Raw genomic sequence first — 16,477 nt, 5'->3', positions numbered from 1 at the left:
TCCGCTATCATCTAATCTTACTTTATCATCTAATATATTCTTAACGCCACATTAACCTACACCAATTTCTTACGGATATAACCCGAGATCAGGTCGATAATCGTGATCATCACGATTATACCCAGCAGGATTATACCTACTCGCGGCCAGTTCCGAGTGCTAAGTGCAAAGATCAGCGGTGTACCAATCCCCCCTGCTCCGATCACGCCCAGTATGGTCGCGGAACGTACATTAATCTCGAAACGATACAACGTATAGTTTAAGAATCCAGGCATAACCTGCGGCAGGATGGCAAACCACAACTGCTGCATGCGATTGGCTCCAGAGGCAAGCAGCGCCTCAGATGGGCCATAGTCGATATTCTCAACTTCATCTGCGTATAATTTACCCAACATGCCGATGGAGTGTAACCCAAGGGCGAGTACCCCTGCAAACGATCCGGGACCTACTGCTTTAATGAACAACAAGGCCATGATAATCTCAGGGAACGTGCGGATAAAGCTGAGTACCATTTTGCCTGCACCCGAGATGGAACGATGCCCACTCATGTTACGGGCAGACCAGAATGCAAACGGAATACAGAGCACAGCCGAGATCACGGTACCCAGCACGGAAATCGCCAGCGTATCCAACAGTCCGCGCAGCAAGTCTTCTCCCTCAGGCAGATATACAAAATCCCAGTCCGGTGAGAAAATTCCGGCGACAATGGCCTTCATAATCTGAGCAGCGGTTTCCTTGAACCCAGTAAACGGTACACCGGCAAGCGCCCAGACATACACAAGGATCAGCAGTAACACAATGACCCAGCGAAGCGGGTTCTTCCGTGGTTTAGGCCGGATGCGGCTTGTTTCATTTTTCATCATAGCAATTTCTCCCGCAGCTTAGTACTTACATAATCAATGATCAGAACGATGACGAGGGTAAACAGAATGATTACGCTGGTCTTGTCATACTCCAGGAATCCAAGTGTGGCCTCATAGTAGAGTCCAATTCCTCCGGCTCCCACCAGTCCGAGAATGGCAGCAGCACGTATATTAATTTCGAAGGCATACAGCACATAGGATGTGAACTGGGCAGCCAGTTGCGGCACTACGCCATATACAATGAGCTGAATCCGGTTCATACCAACAGCCGTCATCGCTTCTAGGGGCCCCTGATCAATGGTTTCCAGCGTCTCATAGGTCAACTTCGCAATCAGACCTATCGAGAACACAGCCAGTGCCAAGATTCCGGGGATGGGCCCCAAACCAAATACAGCAACGAACAAAGCAGCAAGCAGCAGATCTGGCACGGTCCGAATCAGGTTCAGCAGAAAACGTGCCGGATAGTAAATCCAGCGACTTGGCATCAGGTTACCAGCACAGATGATCGAGACTGGTATCGCAATAATCGCACCAATGGTTGTCCCAATCAGGGCCATTCGGATCGTTTCCAGCATGCCTTGCACGATATTATCAAAGTAACTCCAACGGGGTGGGAACATTTCCTTTAGCAGATCCAACATGTTGGGAAAACCTTCAAACAACTCTGTAAAGCTGGCATCCGTCTGTTTGGCACTGGCCCACAGAAGGAGCAGAATGATCACTAAGGTGAGCAAATGTTTCGTACGCCCAGGCGGCTTCGGGCGATTCACAACCTGAGACGGGCTGGAACCAGGTTCCTTCCCTACTCCGCCTGAATTATGAAGTGGAACGTTGGACTGCCCCTTCATACCACAACTTCTCCCTGCTCATGCACAGCCTGCTTGTCCAACAATTCGTCAGCCAGAATCGGTCTGCCGTATATTTCTGCAAAGCGCTCATCCGTCGCCTCTTCCACCGGACCGTCGAATACGACCTCGCCTGCTCTCAACCCGACAATACGGGTCGCATACTCTCTCGCCAGATCAATAAAGTGAAGGTTGACGATGGTCGTAATCCCAAGGTCTTGATTGATGCGTTTCAGGTCATCCATGACCTGCTTTGTTGTAAGCGGGTCAAGTGAAGCAACCGGTTCGTCGGCCAGTATGATTTTTGCTTCCTGTGCAAGTACACGAGCAATAGCGACACGCTGTTGTTGTCCACCAGACAACTGATCTGCACGGGAATAAGCTTTCTCCGAGATATTCACACGATCCAGTGCAGTGAATGCCAGTTCAATATCCTCTTTTGGAAAACGACCCAGAATGGTACGCATGGTGGAATGATATCCAACGCGTCCAGCGAGTACATTACGAAGTACACTGGACCGTTTCACCAGATTAAAACTCTGGAAGATCATGCCGATGTCACGTCTGATCATGCGTAGCCGTTTGCCTTGTGCCTTGGTGATGGAACTTCCGTTAATCAGAATCTCGCCCTCACTAATGTCGTGCAGTCGGTTAATGGAGCGTAAGAGTGTTGATTTACCCGCACCGGACAGACCCACTACAGCAATGAATTCACCCTGCTCAAATTTCAGATTAATATTATCCAGGCCCTTGGTGCCGTTAGCGTAAGTTTTGGTAACGTTATGAAGCTCAATCATGACAATATCCTTCTTTCATTCATAATGATCAACCATACATGAGTCCTTGTTATAATGGCACAAGCCAGCGCAGCGTAGATCACGCTGAACTGGCCTGTCCATTGCTACGATTAAGCTGTTCCCATCCAAGAAAGCTACTACAAAGTGAACAGATCCCGAACTACTTTTGGATCAAAATTATTCACCTTTCACTTTTTCGCCATACTGACGAACGATCTCAAACTTGCTATCATCGGACTCTACATAACCTTCATGCGTATAGATTTCTTTGATGATCTGGTGACCTTCAGTATCTTTACCGATATCGATGAAGGCTTGTTTGATCTTCGCAGTCCAATCTGCATTCATGTCTGTACGAACGGCAATGGTATCGTTAGGAATAGGCTCAGTGAACGCCAGTACACGTGTATCTTCAAATACAGTCGGATAGTCTTTAGCTACCGTGTTGCGGGCATCTTGGAAAATAGCTGCTGCATCAACGTCACCGTTCAATACAGCGATAACACCTTGGTCATGACCTTTCAACGTTACAGGTGTTACATCTTTTAATGGATCAATGCCTCTGTCCAGCAACAGACCTGCTGGCCATACATAACCTGCGGAAGACGTTACGTTTTGGTAAGCGACTTTTTTACCTTTAAGATCTTCGATGGATTGAATCGGAGAATCTTTTTTTACAATGAACATGGATTTATAGGAATCCGCCAACTCTTCGGTTGGAGCACCTGTCTCATCATTTACACCAAAACGTTGTGCTTGCAGAATAACTTGTGCAGCGCCTTTTTCTTTAGCCAGTACATAAGCTGTCGGAGGCAAGAAACCTACGTCTACTTTGTTGGAAGCCATTGCTTCAATAATTGTGTTGTAGTCGGTGGATACGCTGACTTTTACCGGAATGCCCAGTTTGTCACCAAGCAGCTTCTCCAGCGGTTTCGCTTTAGCTTCAAGCGTATCTGCATTCTGGGAAGGAACAAATTGAACCGTCAATTCGGTTGGCACATAACCTTCGACAGCTTTCTCTGTCTCTGCCGCAGACGTACCGGATGCATTCGAACTCGCATTATCCCCGTTAGCCGAATCTGTTGTACTACTACTAGACCCACAAGCACTCAGAAACAGAACCAAAATCAACAATGGTAAAAATAAAGCAGACTTCTTCAAACGAACACCCTCCAAAGAGTTTCTATTTTTCAGTACTTATCTACTATAGTTGCCAAATATTAGCGCGATGTGAAACGGAATTTGGAGTTTTGTAAAGTTTCCTGTCAGGCTGTCAGCAGGTCTTGTATCTGTTAGAATAGGCTCATTATGGTTGAAGATATAGGAAGAACATTGGAGATAACGGCATATACTTCGGTTCTTCAGCCTATTCTGTCTTCTCCGTTTTATGGTAATTCCATATATCTGAACTTATATATTAGAGGAGATTGTAAAATGACATCCACAAACCATACGGCAAGCTTCGACATTCTGTTCACCAGTGATCTGCACGGGGCCATCCGTCCCATTCATTACAATACCAATGCATACCGCCCAGTCGGACTTGCCCTGCTAGCTTCCCTGATTCGTAAGGAACGTGAACGTTCACCTGAGCTCATGCTGGTGGATAACGGAGATCTGCTGCAAGGATCACCCTTGGCCTCCTATGCAGCTTCACAGGTTTCCAAAAACAAAGTGCATCCATTCATAACAGTATTGAATGAACTCGGTTATGATGCTGCGGTGATGGGCAATCACGAGTTTAACTATGGTCAGAATCTGTTGCACGGAGCGGTTGACGCTTCCAATTTCCCCTGGCTGTCTGCCAATATTGTAAAAGATGAGCAACCAGACGTACCTGCCTTCGGTCCTCCGTATCTAATCAAAACATTGTCCACGGGTGTCAAAATTGCCCTGTTGGGCGCAACTACGCACTACATCCCAAACTGGGAGCATCCGAAAAATATTGAGGGGTTACAGTTCCTTGATGCCTTGGAGACGATTCGTGCATGGGTTAGCTATATCCATGAGCATGAACAACCAGATGTAATGGTTGTCAGTTATCACGGCGGATTTGAGAGTGATCTGGAGACAGGCGAGCCAACCGAACGGTTAACTGGAGAAAACCAAGGCTATTCCATCTGCCGGGACATCGAAGGGATCGATGTGTTGCTTACCGGACATCAGCATCGTCAGCTTACCGCTAATATTCATGGTGTAACCGTCATTCAGCCGGGATTCAGTGGAAATGGTGCGGGGCATGTATCCGTTCAGTTGGAACAATCATCGGGCGGGAAATGGCAGATTACAGATAAGAAGGCTCGGTTGTTACTTCTGGATGAACATAATGAAGTTGAACCTGATGCAACCGTCATGAAACTGACGGATGTGCTGGAAACTGAGGCACAAGCATGGCTTGATCAACCTATTGGCGAGGTGGCTGGGGATTTATCTATCACCAATGCTACGGCTCTGCGACTCAAGGCACATCCATTCATTGCTTTTGTACATCAAGTGCAGATGGAAGCGACTGGAGCGCAGCTCTCCAATACCGCCATGCTGAGTGAAGAAGCTCGCGGTTTCGGGAGTCACATCACCGTTCGGGACGTGTTATCCAACTTCATCTACCCTAATACTCTGACGGTGCTGGAGTTGAGTGGTCAGGATATCCGGGAGGCACTGGAACAAACGGCTCGTTACTTTGAAGTGAATGCTTCTGGCGAGGTGGCAGTCAATCCGGCTTATATGGAACCCAAACCTCAGCATTATAATTACGATATGTGGGCTGGCATGGAGTACGAACTGGATATTTCCCAACCTGTGGGCAGTCGAGTTGTGAAGTTGGAACGTGAAGGCAAGCCAATGGACATGAATGGCACATACTCTGTGGTGATGAACAGCTACCGCGCTGCTGGCGGCGGGGATTATGCAATGTATCCGGGCAAAAAGGTACTGCACGAAGGTGCCACGGACATGGCCGCACTGGTGGAAGATTACATCCGCAGACATCAACCGTTAACGGTGGAGCAGGCGGATAACTGGAAAGTTATTGGAAGTTAAATGAGAAAGAGCAGGTCCTGTGATCAGGATCTGCTCTTTTGTTTTCAACCTATAACTTCGTATAGAAACGTAATGTAGTTGATTTCAGCCTCATAATTTCAATACATATTGGAATTGAACTGACCATTAGCTTAAAGAAAAAACAACCAGTTGGTTGACCGGCTGCTTACTTGTTCTTATTTGAATTTTCCTATCCTGTCCTGTCCTGTCCTGTCCTGTCCCGTTATCCGATATATTGAAGGATTAACTGATATATTGCTATCGAAAATCCTAAGATACTCGCTTTCATTTTAGATGGATGATTTCTTTCGCTGCGAATCAAATATAAGAAAACCACAATAAACCCTGCGGGGATCCATAGCTCAAAGACACCTTTTGTTGTACTTTGAGAATAAATTGGAGTAATGAACGTACTAATCAAAAAGTAAAAGAAAACCGTAAAACGTCTTGTTTCTAATTGCTTGCTCCACCTTACTAGAATGAAAATAATAATGATTGCGATAATCATAATGTGTAAAGGGGGAAAAAGAAGAGCAGCATTCCCAAATTTGAATTCCATTCCACATTGCCCTCCTCTCTTTTAATGCATCACATGACTGACTACAGGCATACATGTAAAAATTCATTCTCATGCTTCAAAACCGCTGGCAACCTTCCAAATACAGACCTATTCCAATATATCCTTATTTTAACATACAATCACATTTCCATTTTCCATGTTTATTCAATAAAATATGCAAAAAGAGCAGAATTGAGGAGCATCGTGCCCTCATCCCTGCTCATTTTACATACCTACAAGTTTTCTAATTCATGTCACATAATATCCAAAATGACTACTGTGCCTTTTTACGCAACTGACTGTAATACAGCTCGCTGTAGAAACCGCCTTGTTCCAGCAGCGCATCATGCGAGCCTTGCTCTAGTAGATGCCCATCTTTCAGCACCAGAATTCGGTCGGCCTGGCGGATCGTGTTCAGCCTGTGGGCAATGACAAAGCTGGTACGGCCTTGCATCAGGCGTTGCAGCCCTTCCTGAATTTTGATCTCCGTGACGGTATCAATACTGCTGGTTGCCTCGTCCAGTACGAGTATCGATGGATCTGCCAGAATTGCCCGGGCAATGGCGAGTAATTGCTTCTGCCCCTGACTAATGCCGCTCCCGTCGGCCTGGAGCACTTTGTCGTATCCATCCTTCATTCTCACAATGAAGGAATGGGCATTAGCCAGCCGGGAGGCTGCTTCCACCTCTTCATCCGTTGCGTCCAGACGGCCAAACCGAATATTTTCCCGAATTGTGCCCTGAAACAGAAATGAATCTTGTAGTACAAATGCCATATGTGACCGCAGATTCTCACGCCGAATGGTGGTCATATCGCGACCATCTACCGTTAATGTGCCACCTGTTGGATCGTAGAAACGGGATAATAGCTGAATTAATGTTGTTTTCCCCGCTCCGGTCGGACCTACAAGGGCAATCATCTCCCCCGGTTTGGCTTCAAAGCTGATGTCATGCAAAATGTTACGCCCTTCATCGTATCCAAAGGATACTTTGTCGAAACGAACGGCTCCCTCTACCTTGTCCAGAGATACCGCTGCCCCTTCATCCTTCGCTTCCTCATCTTCGTCCAGCACCTCGAATACGCGCTCAGCCCCCGCAATTGCGGACAATAACGTATTCCACTGATTCGCCAGATCATTGAGCGGACGGGTGAATTGACGAGCATATTCTACAAAAATAATAATCACCCCGACTGTAACCGAACCCTGAATCGCCAGAATACCACCGATGCCTGCAACAATCGCAAAGCTCAGGTTGTTCAAACCATTCATCAGTTTCGGAATAAATCCGGAGATCGTCTGTGCCCAGAAACCGGAAATCCGGATACGGGTATTTCGTTCCTCAAAACCGCGAATCACCCGCTCCTCTTGGGAGAATGCCTTAATGATTCGCTGCCCGGATAATGTCTCTTCAATGTAACCGTTAAGTTCACCGAGATTACGCTGACGCTCCTTGAAGAGTGGTCCCGTTCTGCGCGTAATCCAACGCATACCAATGGCCATCAAAGGCACAACGATAAAAGTAAGCAGGGTCAGTAGCGGACTGAGCCAGAGCATAACCCCAAACGTTCCGAGCAGTGTTAATACACTTGAGAAAATCTGGATGGCCGAGCTGTTCAACGTACCGCTGACATTCTCGATATCATTGGTCACCCGACTCATAATCTCCCCCTGCTGGCGTTTACCGAAGAATGGAATCGGCAGCTTGTGCAGATGGGAGAACAGATCATACCGCATGCGGAACACGGTCTCCTGTGCAATTTCGATCATCCATATATTTTGTAACCAGGATGTAAGCGAGAACAAGACATACACTGCGGTTAATCCAATCAGAAACCGAGTCCAGCTTGAGTCGGCTTCCCCCGCGATGAAATCATCCACGGCCACCCCTACCATGTAAGGGCCAAGCAAAGCGAGTGCGGAGCTGGCAAACACCATCAACAGTACCATGGACAGCTTGACTTTACGTCGTGCCAGATAGGTCCAGATACGACCTAGCGTACCTGACCAGTTCTTCGCCCGCGCCTTGGGTTTGCGACCACCGCCTGACCGTAACGTCTCCGGATCAATCGGTGGCGGGGGCTGACGGAAAGGCTCAATGAATGCTTTGAACATGCTGTGCACCCTCCCCGTATTGTGATTCATGAATTCGACGATACAGCTCTGACGATTCCATCAGGTCTTCATGTTTTCCCTGTCCAATGAGTTGTCCATCATCAAGCAGCAGAATCAGGTCCGCCGAAGTGGTTGAACTGATCTTCTGGGTGATGATAAACGTGGTACACGACAATTCTTCCAGCGCATCCAGCAGTCTGCCTTCTGTAGCTACATCCAGCGCACTCGTACTATCGTCCAGAATCAGAATTCTTGGTCTACGTACCAGTGCTCGTGCAATGGAAAGTCGCTGCTTCTGTCCACCGGAGAGATTCACTCCCCGTTGACCCAGCAATGTATCATAACCGTTTGGTAAATTCTCAATCGTTTCATGGATCTGCGCGCGCTTCGCGGCTTCCACGATCTCCTCCAAGGTAGCATCTTCCTGGCCCCAGGCAATATTCTCCCGAATGGAACCCGTAAACAGGACAACCTCCTGAGGCACATAACCAATCGCACCACGCAACATGGACAGATCCAGCTCTGATGCATCGGCACCATCAATCCGAACCTTTCCTTGATCCTCTGTATATAACCGCGGAATGAGCTGTACAAGCGAAGATTTGCCTGAGCCAGTTGCTCCCATAATGGCAATGCGCTCCCCCGCTTTTGCCGTGAATGTGATGTTATCCAGTACTGTAATTTCACTATTCGGATAACTGAAGCCTACACTGCGGAATTCAACCGCTCCCTGCACAGCACGCTGTTTCTTCGCCGGGTATACAGATTGCGGAAAATGTGAAGATTTCACAGATCCAGCAGATGGTGCAGACGTTGATAACGACTTCGTCTGTTCAGTCTCCGATGTATCCTCCGTATTAAACACTTCATTCAGCCGTTGAGCCGAAGCGCTTGCTCTCGAGAAGGTTACCAGAATCCATGACAACGCAGACATGGCACCAATTGTGCGAAGCAGGTAGTTAATGACGGCGACCACTTCACCCACGGTTGCATTACCGGAGGCAATGTCGACTCGTCCAAACCATAACACGGCGATGATACAAACGTTCATCATCAGCAGCATGAACGGCATCGTGGTCTCCGTCAGGCGCAGCGCGGAGATTGTGCCTTTCATCAGCTTGCCGCTGAATCCGGCAAAGCGTTCGATCTCATGGCCCATCCGTACGAAAACACGGATCAGCCGAATGCCTGTCAGATTCTCCTGGATGACTCCATTGACGGCATCCAGTCTGCGCTGCACATTGCGGAACAGCAGCGCTGCCTTTTTGATCATCCACACTACAACAATGAGCAGTACAGGCACCATGACAACCAACAGCAGACCCAACCTCGGGTTCACGATCACTGCCATAATCATGCTACCAATCACCACCAGGGGCACACGTGTCATGAATCGCAAACTCATGAAGACGGTGTCCTGAACCTGGGTCACGTCCCCCGTTAATCGGGTAATCAGGGACGATGTCGCGAACCGGTTAAAGACAGCATAAGAGAACGTTTGCACTTTCTCATACAACTTCTCCCGCAGATCGTATCCGAACCCCAAGCTCGCATGGGATGCAAAGAACGAACTCGCAATTCCGGCAGCAAAAGCCACAACAGCACTGCCGACCAGCACGCCACCCCATAACCAGACGACAGACAAGTCTCCCTGTTGAATGCCGTTATCAATGATCTTGGAGATCAGATAAGGCTGAGCCAGCTCCACCGCAAGCTCAATTAACATCATGACCAGGGCTGCAATCGCGGCAACTCGGTACTTCTTCAAGTAGTACAACAGCTTGATCATAAGCATTCCTCCGGCTCGGAGCACCCTAAACCGATAACACGTTCCAGCTCAGAGCCTCCATTAGACATGTTGTTTTCTCCACAGCGTCCAATATGTAATCATTTCTATGTACACATATGGTTATTATAGCGTATTTTACAATGCCGCTTCTATTCTTATTACCCTACTTTTCCCAATACAATAAACTTCTCATCATTTTGGCAGTAAAAAAGGAAGGTCTCCCTTCCCCACGCTAGTTAAGTGCTTACAGCTGACGTAGTTTTTCACTTAGATGCTCCCGACGTTTCACCACATATTCGCGAATTCTTTCCGGTTCACCTGCAAATACATCCATGGGCCATTTCATGTAAGGATCTTTATTGACATCTTCACGAATCTCATTGTGCAATCGATGAACTAGTGGCATAATTCGCTTCTCTGTAAAAGCATTCATCAGATGCTGCCGCATCAGCTTCTTATATTGTTGACGGAAACTGCGGAATGCCAGCAATCGTCCGGTAAGTCTGTTATACCCCTGAATACGAACAAGATTGGGGTCAACTCGTGTTCCATAACAGTTCCTCCCCCAAGTACCCTCATAATCCCAAGGCAGGATGCCATATTTTCCACTTTTGATTTTCTCATACCATGTGTAATTCTGATGAAATCCATCGAAGTTCCCTGTGAGCACAGCTCCGCTTAACCAGCGTAAATAATTGTCCGTATCCACCCTCGACTGTAAAAAACGAAACAATTCCAGCTTGGACTTTGTGTTCAACTGCTGAATAAAATTACGCAGTCTTGTGCGGTCCACATCTTTGCCCCGAATTAAGCTGTACCCAGATAATAGATCGGTACTTGTTGAAGAGGTATCCGAATTTATCGTAAAACCAGCATGATCATTCACTGCATAGAAGATACTGCGCACAGGGATTTTCCTTTGGCGAAAAAAGAAGGATTTCACCCCTTCAATCCGCAGGTATACACCCAAAAGCTGCCCGTTCAGATAGAGTACGCAGTGTTGTGTAGACGGTGCGGGTACACGAATCGACTCAAAAAACCGAAAAGAAAGTGCATTGCGCAGCAACGAAGGATCATCATACTCCGCATTAAAATGATACGTCCGGCTGGCTGTACGAATCTCAAATGATTTTTTGGGATAACCGCGTGTATGTCCTCCCCGGTATCGAAGCCGGATCGGAAACGGCTTGCCGTCCATCTGCATCGTGCTGTTTACAAACGTCTCTGACCATATATTGGACGTTAACTGTTGATATTCGGTTGGAGACAAGCTGATATGGTAGACAGGTAGAGCCATTTCCATCCGCCTTTCGAATACCTGTAAGATTCGCCCGTAGGCTCTTACACCATCCTATGCAGATGCACAGAAAGTCGTACGGGCGAATGCACACTCCTGATACTTATCACATCCGAATTCACTTGTCATAATGCGGAATAACCGAGTTATTAATCTATAAATATACATAAATTCTAATAGATTATAGCCAAAATAATATAAATATAGTTAACTGGCTAGTCCCTCCAAGAGGCATGTCACATATGCTTAAACTACAGACAGACACGAATGACGAATGGAAGGGATCACAATCACATCCACCATTTTTGTCCATCTGAACTTATATCATGGAAGGGGTCAAACACAATGTCTATGAATGGTCAAGGAATGAGAGGTTTGTTGGGAAGAGAGATTAAGATTAACCGGGGAGGACCTGATTCAGTACAAGGTACACTTACGGACGTACGCTGGGACTATATGGCAATGAATTGCAAAGAAGGGATTGTCTACGTTAATGAATCACATGTCAAAAGTATAACAGATACAGGTCGTTCCGGTGGTAACCGAAATGCAGCCATGGGGAACCCAATTCCTTCCAATACGTTTCTGGGCGTAATGCAAGCACTCCGCTTCCGCCGTGTTCAGATTAACCGGGGAGGACCTGAAAAAGTCGAAGGCATCCTGGCCGATGCCAACCAGAACCAATTGATCATGGCTTTGAAAAATCAGGAGATTGTTCGTATTCCGATGCAACATGTGAAATCTGTATCCCTCGTACGTGGTGGTGGGAACAACAACAACAATAACAATAACAGTAGTAATACAAGTCAAGGGAACCAAGCAGCCCAAGGTAATCAGGCGGCTCAAGGCAACCAGTCGCGTGGCAACCGTTCTCAAGGGAACCAAGCAGCTCAAGGGAACCAATCCCAGGGTAATAAGTCCGGCGGCAACAAGTCACGGAACAATCAAGGCAATCGTTCTCAGGGGCAACGAGTTCAAGGCAACCAATCCCAAGGAAATAAATCTGGTGGTAACAAGTCGCGAGGCAATCAAGGCAACCAGTCCCGTGGCAACAAATCCGGCGGTAAAAAGAAGTAACTGAAATAAACTGAAAACTAAGTTATTTACCAGCTTAAAGGGGGGAATTATCATGTTGATCTTCGTCGCATTAGTCTTGATTGGTGTGCCTTTTTACTGGATCGTTGCACCGGGAAGGCCCACTCCATCCCATGAACATCTGCTTCAGGCTTCGTCAGGACTTCTCCCCCTGGGAGGTGAATCACAGTAAATGCCTGACTACCAGTTGTGGTTAACCTTCGGGGTCTTTATCATCACTGTCATTTTCCTGATGTGGCGTCCTGGCGGATTGAATGAATCTATACCCACCTCGCTTGGCGCCCTTCTTCTTATTTTAACTGGAGTGAGCAGCTATGCTCACATTGTTGGAATCTTCGGGATCGTATCTGGTGCAGCCGTAACAATTCTCTCTACCATTGTCATGTCGATTATTCTAGATAGCATCGGTTTTTTTCGCTGGATCGCTTTGAATATGATTGAGAAAGCGAGAGGTTCCGGCTTTCGATTGTTCTGGCTAATTCTATTACTTTGTTTTCTCATGACCATCTTCTTCAACAATGATGGCAGCATTCTGATCACAACTCCGATTATTATTCGAATCTGTTCTATACTTCGTCTGAAAATGCATCAACAGTTGCCCTACCTGATCTCCGGTGCCCTCATCGCTACGGCTTCCAGTGCGCCAATTGGACTTAGTAATCTGGCTAACCTGATTGCTTTGCAAATGGTTGGCTTAAATCTGAATACTTATACTCAGATGATGTTTGTGCCATCCATGCTTGCGATTATGGTGATGACCGTACTGCTATTCTATTATTTTCGCAGAAGTATTCCCAAAGTTATTCATCATTTCCCTGTATCCCTGCAGCCTTCATCAGGTTCAGGATATCATCCGCTACAGACAACTGAATCCGAGAATAAAGTAGACTGGTGGTTGTTCCGTGTCTGTATTGGTATCGTTGTCTTTATCCGTGCAGGATATTTTCTAGCTGAGCAAGTCGGTATACGCATGGAGGTAGTTGCAATCACTGGTGTTATTCTCATGCTCGCTGTGCGTTGGTATCGCACTCGGACTGGACTCAAAGATGTGATAACACAAACGCCTTGGCATATTCTACTCTTTGCCTTCAGCATTTATGTTATTGTAGATAGTCTTCACCGCGCAGGTATGACCGCATCGATCATTCAGTGGATGAAACCGATAATAGAAGGAGGAAATGCCAGCATCATTGCTGTGTCGGGGTTAATGCTCACTCTGCTTTCCAATCTATTCAACAATTTGCCCTCCGTCATGATTGGGACCTTTGCTGTTACAGATCTTCCACTAAGTGAATCTCAAATGCATCTTGCATATCTTGCGAACATTCTGGGAAGTGATATCGGAGCCTTGCTGACGCCTATTGGCACCTTGGCAACGTTAATTTGGATGTATATATTAAAGACCCATCATATTCGAATCTCCTGGAAACAGTATATGAAAGTTACCTTTATTGTGATACCAATCAGTCTAATTGTTAGCCTAATTTCACTCTATATTTGGACATCTATTCTCTATTGAGAGGAGGAATACTGTGGAACTTCTTACGCATTGGCTGGGTAAATCCGTCGAATTGGAGCTATCTGGCTGTAAACTACCGATCCAGGGTGAGATCATTGATGTAGGCCAGGATCTGATTGTAGTCTACGGAAACCAGCGATTTGTTTATATTCCACTTCATCATGTTCAATCCATGCATGTCGGCACAGCAGATGATTCAAGCATGATTGTGCCAACACCTGACCCCGAGATGGATCACACCAACATCTCTTACCGCAAAATACTGATGAACGCCCGTGGACGATTTAGTGAAATCTCCATCGGAGGTAAAACATTGCATGGGTATATTACCAATATTATGAATGACTACTTTATGTTCTACTCTCCGTTATATCATTCTATCTATGTTTCCATTAATCATCTGAAATATATTATTCCTTCTCCTACTAACAGCACACCCTACTCCCTTAGTAAACAACATTTCCCTATGCAACCTTCATCCATGTCACTCTCCCGTACACTTGATCAGCAACTTCATAAAATGATAGGTGAACTTGTTGTACTCAACCTCGGCTGCAAGCCTTACCGAGCAGGGTTATTGAAGAATGCAGACAGCCACTTGCTTGCGTTGGTAGAAGCAGATGGGACTTCTTTAATTATGCATACCGATCATATCCAAACCATTCATCTCCCTTGAGTATCAAAAGAACACAAAGGTTCATCTGCCTATGGCTGATGAACCTTTTTTTCAACTTTATATCCTACCATCTTCTACGTCCACGATCACCCCGCCAGTCATCATTCAACTCGCTCAGGCGATCGTACGTCTCCTTATATATCCGAATCACGGCCTGAACTTTGATAAAATCGGTATCCTCAGGTCCAAGTCCTTCCATAAACATTCTCTGAATGATCTGTTGGAAGAATTGCACTCTGGCCTCAATCTGTTCTTGCTCAAGCTGTAATATGTCTTCGAAACTGTGGTTCCCTATGTAATCCATCAACTCATCATCATGACTGGAATAATCTGCGTTTCTTCGATCTGCAACCCATTCATCCGGCTCATTGGACTGGAGGTTAACACTGGTGCGCAATTGTGATAAGATGATTTTCTCTTTGGCCAACATGACATGAAAGTCTTTGTTACGGAGCAGTTCAGACACAATCAGACTGCACATTTCACGATTTTGGATCAGTATGCCGTCAAATGGATGTAGCGTCCACTCGCCGTTTGCATAATACAGGTTAAAGTTAAAGAACTCACTGCCATATTTGTATTGAATATTAATCTTGGTCTCATCAATAATCTCAAATGAAAAGTCCAGCATGTTCAGCAAGCTCCTTCGCACAACCCCAGATTTTAGCTATATTCTATCAAATAAATGAAACAAAGAGACGCACTCAGCGTCCCTCGTAGAAAATAAATACATGTAGCAATCTTGATACGATATACAGCGAGTCTTACCCTATTACCCTAATCCAAGAAAGATCCTAATGCGCTGGAATCCGGTTTATTTTTCTCCGGAATAGCAGCAGCCTTCGGCCCTTCCAGACCCAATCGATCACTCATTTTGGCGTTAAGTGTTGTCATCTTGTTGGTATAGTCATTACAGCTCTCGATGATCCGGCGATTAGACTGCTCGGACAGATCCAGCGCAGACATCAGATCACCCATCGCCTGATTGACCGCTTCAAGAGACATGGCCGGTTTGGACAACAGTTCATTTGTTTTCTCTGTTGTTGTCTTCAACAACCTGGCGTTCTCCTTGAATTGATCTTCAATCGTCTTATTCGTAGCTTCCACAGCAGAAATGACCTTCTCCTGATCATTAAGAGCCATCGCAATCATGGCCGAAACGGTGATCAGATTCGCTGTTTTATCAATGGCGTTATTAACGGAATCAATCAGCTTGTCATTGTTATCATTAATAATGTCGGTAGCTGCGATCGCCTGATTGTACAGCATGATCATCTCTGTCATGGATTGGGTACGTGTTACCACTTTGCGCAACCCACGCTCCAGATGTGCTTTACGATTCTCGTTCTCAGGCTTGGCGATCTCGGTTTCGAACAATGCTTTCAATTGATTACCAAAAGAGATTTTGGTCTGCAGATTGTAGATCTCCTGAATGGAGGAACGTTTCAATTGACGCATGTTCACGATGCTTTCTTCCAGGTTGTCCTTGCCGTCCCGCAACCCGTTAATGATGGCATCAATGTTCGTGCGAACGGATTGATAACGGTATACATAGTTTTTCAGCGGGCTTTTACGTAACAACTTCCCGACAAAACTCACATTTTTACTCTGCTGCAAACTCTCACATTCATCACGGAGCTTCAGGATCATGTTGGATACCTCTGCCCGATTCCCGGACATCAGTTCATTGACTGGACGATCAAGCAGCTTGAGAGTCTGTCCTGCTCTCTCTTGTGTTTTCACGCCCAACTTGCCGATATCATCCATTAAGGTATCCAGGTGAGCCGGATCACTTTGGGACACTTTCTGAATAAGCTGCGTTGCTTCCTGGTTAATCCGTTGCTCATCTTCCTGCTTCAACTGAGCCCATTCCGTTGCCATGCCA

General features: G+C 46.3%; 15 protein-coding genes. 5 read left to right on the top strand and 10 right to left on the bottom strand.

The window, feature by feature from the left end; genetic code table 11:
- Window positions 1-56: 56 nt before the first annotated feature.
- The 4 genes from phnE (NZ043_RS14625) to NZ043_RS14610 form a co-directional block, all read right to left on the bottom strand.
- The gene (phnE, locus tag NZ043_RS14625) at window positions 57-860 is read right to left on the bottom strand and encodes a phosphonate ABC transporter, permease protein PhnE (RefSeq protein ID WP_036661541.1); all 804 of its coding nucleotides are present in this window, start codon (window positions 858-860) and stop codon (window positions 57-59) included.
- The gene (gene phnE, locus NZ043_RS14620; protein WP_133386579.1) at window positions 860-1,711 is read right to left on the bottom strand and encodes a phosphonate ABC transporter, permease protein PhnE; all 852 of its coding nucleotides are present in this window, start codon (window positions 1,709-1,711) and stop codon (window positions 860-862) included. Before phnE (NZ043_RS14620) ends, phnE (NZ043_RS14625) begins: the two co-directional genes overlap by 1 nt.
- Entirely contained in the window at window positions 1,708-2,505 is a 798-nt protein-coding gene (gene phnC / locus NZ043_RS14615) for a phosphonate ABC transporter ATP-binding protein (protein ID WP_062837418.1), read from the bottom strand. Before phnC ends, phnE (NZ043_RS14620) begins: the two co-directional genes overlap by 4 nt.
- Window positions 2,506-2,682: 177 nt before the next feature.
- Window positions 2,683-3,666 carry a phosphate/phosphite/phosphonate ABC transporter substrate-binding protein gene (locus NZ043_RS14610; RefSeq protein ID WP_339312382.1) on the bottom strand — a complete coding sequence of 328 codons (984 nt, stop codon included), beginning with the start codon at window positions 3,664-3,666 and terminating at the stop codon, window positions 2,683-2,685.
- 273 nt (window positions 3,667-3,939) lie between these two features.
- On the opposite strand from NZ043_RS14610, the gene NZ043_RS14605 reads away from it, so the two are divergent.
- Complete coding sequence (locus tag NZ043_RS14605; RefSeq protein ID WP_339312379.1) at window positions 3,940-5,544, top strand: bifunctional UDP-sugar hydrolase/5'-nucleotidase; 1,605 nt, start codon at window positions 3,940-3,942, stop codon at window positions 5,542-5,544.
- A 223-nt stretch (window positions 5,545-5,767) separates the two neighbouring features.
- Here the strand turns inward: NZ043_RS14605 and NZ043_RS14600 are convergent, their stop codons facing one another.
- The 4 genes from NZ043_RS14600 to NZ043_RS14585 all read right to left on the bottom strand — a co-directional run bounded on the left by NZ043_RS14600 (window position 5,768) and on the right by NZ043_RS14585 (window position 11,302).
- The gene (locus NZ043_RS14600; RefSeq protein WP_289391313.1) at window positions 5,768-6,103 is read right to left on the bottom strand and encodes a hypothetical protein; all 336 of its coding nucleotides are present in this window, start codon (window positions 6,101-6,103) and stop codon (window positions 5,768-5,770) included.
- A 274-nt stretch (window positions 6,104-6,377) separates the two neighbouring features.
- A complete protein-coding gene (locus NZ043_RS14595; protein ID WP_091034354.1) occupies window positions 6,378-8,216 on the bottom strand; it encodes an ABC transporter ATP-binding protein in 1,839 nt (612 codons plus the stop codon).
- Window positions 8,197-10,005: an ABC transporter ATP-binding protein gene (locus NZ043_RS14590; RefSeq protein ID WP_211081923.1), complete on the bottom strand. Its 1,809-nt coding sequence runs from the start codon at window positions 10,003-10,005 to the stop codon at window positions 8,197-8,199. Before NZ043_RS14590 ends, NZ043_RS14595 begins: the two co-directional genes overlap by 20 nt.
- Window positions 10,006-10,249: 244 nt before the next feature.
- Entirely contained in the window at window positions 10,250-11,302 is a 1,053-nt protein-coding gene (locus NZ043_RS14585; RefSeq protein ID WP_249911692.1) for a CotH kinase family protein, read from the bottom strand.
- A 345-nt stretch (window positions 11,303-11,647) separates the two neighbouring features.
- On the opposite strand from NZ043_RS14585, the gene NZ043_RS14580 reads away from it, so the two are divergent.
- Genes NZ043_RS14580 through NZ043_RS14565 form a run of 4 tightly spaced genes read left to right on the top strand, consistent with a single transcriptional unit; the run spans window position 11,648 to window position 14,592 of the window.
- Window positions 11,648-12,379, top strand: a complete 732-nt coding sequence (locus NZ043_RS14580; RefSeq protein WP_339312375.1) for a hypothetical protein — start codon at window positions 11,648-11,650, stop codon at window positions 12,377-12,379.
- Window positions 12,380-12,431: 52 nt separating this feature from the next.
- Entirely contained in the window at window positions 12,432-12,569 is a 138-nt protein-coding gene (locus NZ043_RS14575) for a hypothetical protein (RefSeq protein ID WP_161799422.1), read from the top strand.
- Complete coding sequence (locus NZ043_RS14570; protein ID WP_047841808.1) at window positions 12,570-13,916, top strand: arsenic transporter; 1,347 nt, start codon at window positions 12,570-12,572, stop codon at window positions 13,914-13,916.
- A gap of 13 nt (window positions 13,917-13,929) precedes the next feature.
- Complete coding sequence (locus NZ043_RS14565; RefSeq protein ID WP_105600947.1) at window positions 13,930-14,592, top strand: DUF2642 domain-containing protein; 663 nt, start codon at window positions 13,930-13,932, stop codon at window positions 14,590-14,592.
- A 64-nt stretch (window positions 14,593-14,656) separates the two neighbouring features.
- Here NZ043_RS14565 and NZ043_RS14560 read toward each other — a convergent pair whose 3' ends face one another.
- On the bottom strand, window positions 14,657-15,223 hold the full coding sequence (locus tag NZ043_RS14560; RefSeq protein WP_339312372.1) for a hypothetical protein: 567 nt from the start codon (window positions 15,221-15,223) through the stop codon (window positions 14,657-14,659).
- 146 nt (window positions 15,224-15,369) lie between these two features.
- Entirely contained in the window at window positions 15,370-16,473 is a 1,104-nt protein-coding gene (locus NZ043_RS14555) for a toxic anion resistance protein (RefSeq protein ID WP_036606281.1), read from the bottom strand.
- Window positions 16,474-16,477: the final 4 nt, after the last annotated feature.

It is taken from the genome of Paenibacillus sp. FSL k6-2145, from assembly GCF_037976585.1.
Taxonomy (GTDB): Bacteria; Bacillota; Bacilli; order Paenibacillales; family Paenibacillaceae; genus Paenibacillus.
This window is presented reverse-complemented; position numbering and strand designations above follow the sequence as displayed.

Bases quoted from the DNA above. Each gene is read 5' to 3' on its own strand.
- phnE (WP_036661541.1), bottom strand. From the start codon at position 860: ATGAAAAATGAAACAAGCCGCATCCGGCCTAAACCACGGAAGAACCCG.
- phnE (WP_133386579.1), bottom strand. From the start codon at position 1,711: ATGAAGGGGCAGTCCAACGTTCCACTTCATAATTCAGGCGGAGTAGGG.
- phnC (WP_062837418.1), bottom strand. From the start codon at position 2,505: ATGATTGAGCTTCATAACGTTACCAAAACTTACGCTAACGGCACCAAG.
- NZ043_RS14605 (WP_339312379.1), top strand. From the start codon at position 3,940: ATGACATCCACAAACCATACGGCAAGCTTCGACATTCTGTTCACCAGT.
- NZ043_RS14600 (WP_289391313.1), bottom strand. From the start codon at position 6,103: ATGGAATTCAAATTTGGGAATGCTGCTCTTCTTTTTCCCCCTTTACAC.
- NZ043_RS14595 (WP_091034354.1), bottom strand. From the start codon at position 8,216: ATGTTCAAAGCATTCATTGAGCCTTTCCGTCAGCCCCCGCCACCGATT.
- NZ043_RS14590 (WP_211081923.1), bottom strand. From the start codon at position 10,005: ATGATCAAGCTGTTGTACTACTTGAAGAAGTACCGAGTTGCCGCGATT.
- NZ043_RS14585 (WP_249911692.1), bottom strand. From the start codon at position 11,302: ATGGCTCTACCTGTCTACCATATCAGCTTGTCTCCAACCGAATATCAA.
- NZ043_RS14580 (WP_339312375.1), top strand. From the start codon at position 11,648: ATGTCTATGAATGGTCAAGGAATGAGAGGTTTGTTGGGAAGAGAGATT.
- NZ043_RS14575 (WP_161799422.1), top strand. From the start codon at position 12,432: ATGTTGATCTTCGTCGCATTAGTCTTGATTGGTGTGCCTTTTTACTGG.
- NZ043_RS14570 (WP_047841808.1), top strand. From the start codon at position 12,570: ATGCCTGACTACCAGTTGTGGTTAACCTTCGGGGTCTTTATCATCACT.
- NZ043_RS14560 (WP_339312372.1), bottom strand. From the start codon at position 15,223: ATGCTGGACTTTTCATTTGAGATTATTGATGAGACCAAGATTAATATT.
- NZ043_RS14555 (WP_036606281.1), bottom strand. From the start codon at position 16,473: ATGGCAACGGAATGGGCTCAGTTGAAGCAGGAAGATGAGCAACGGATT.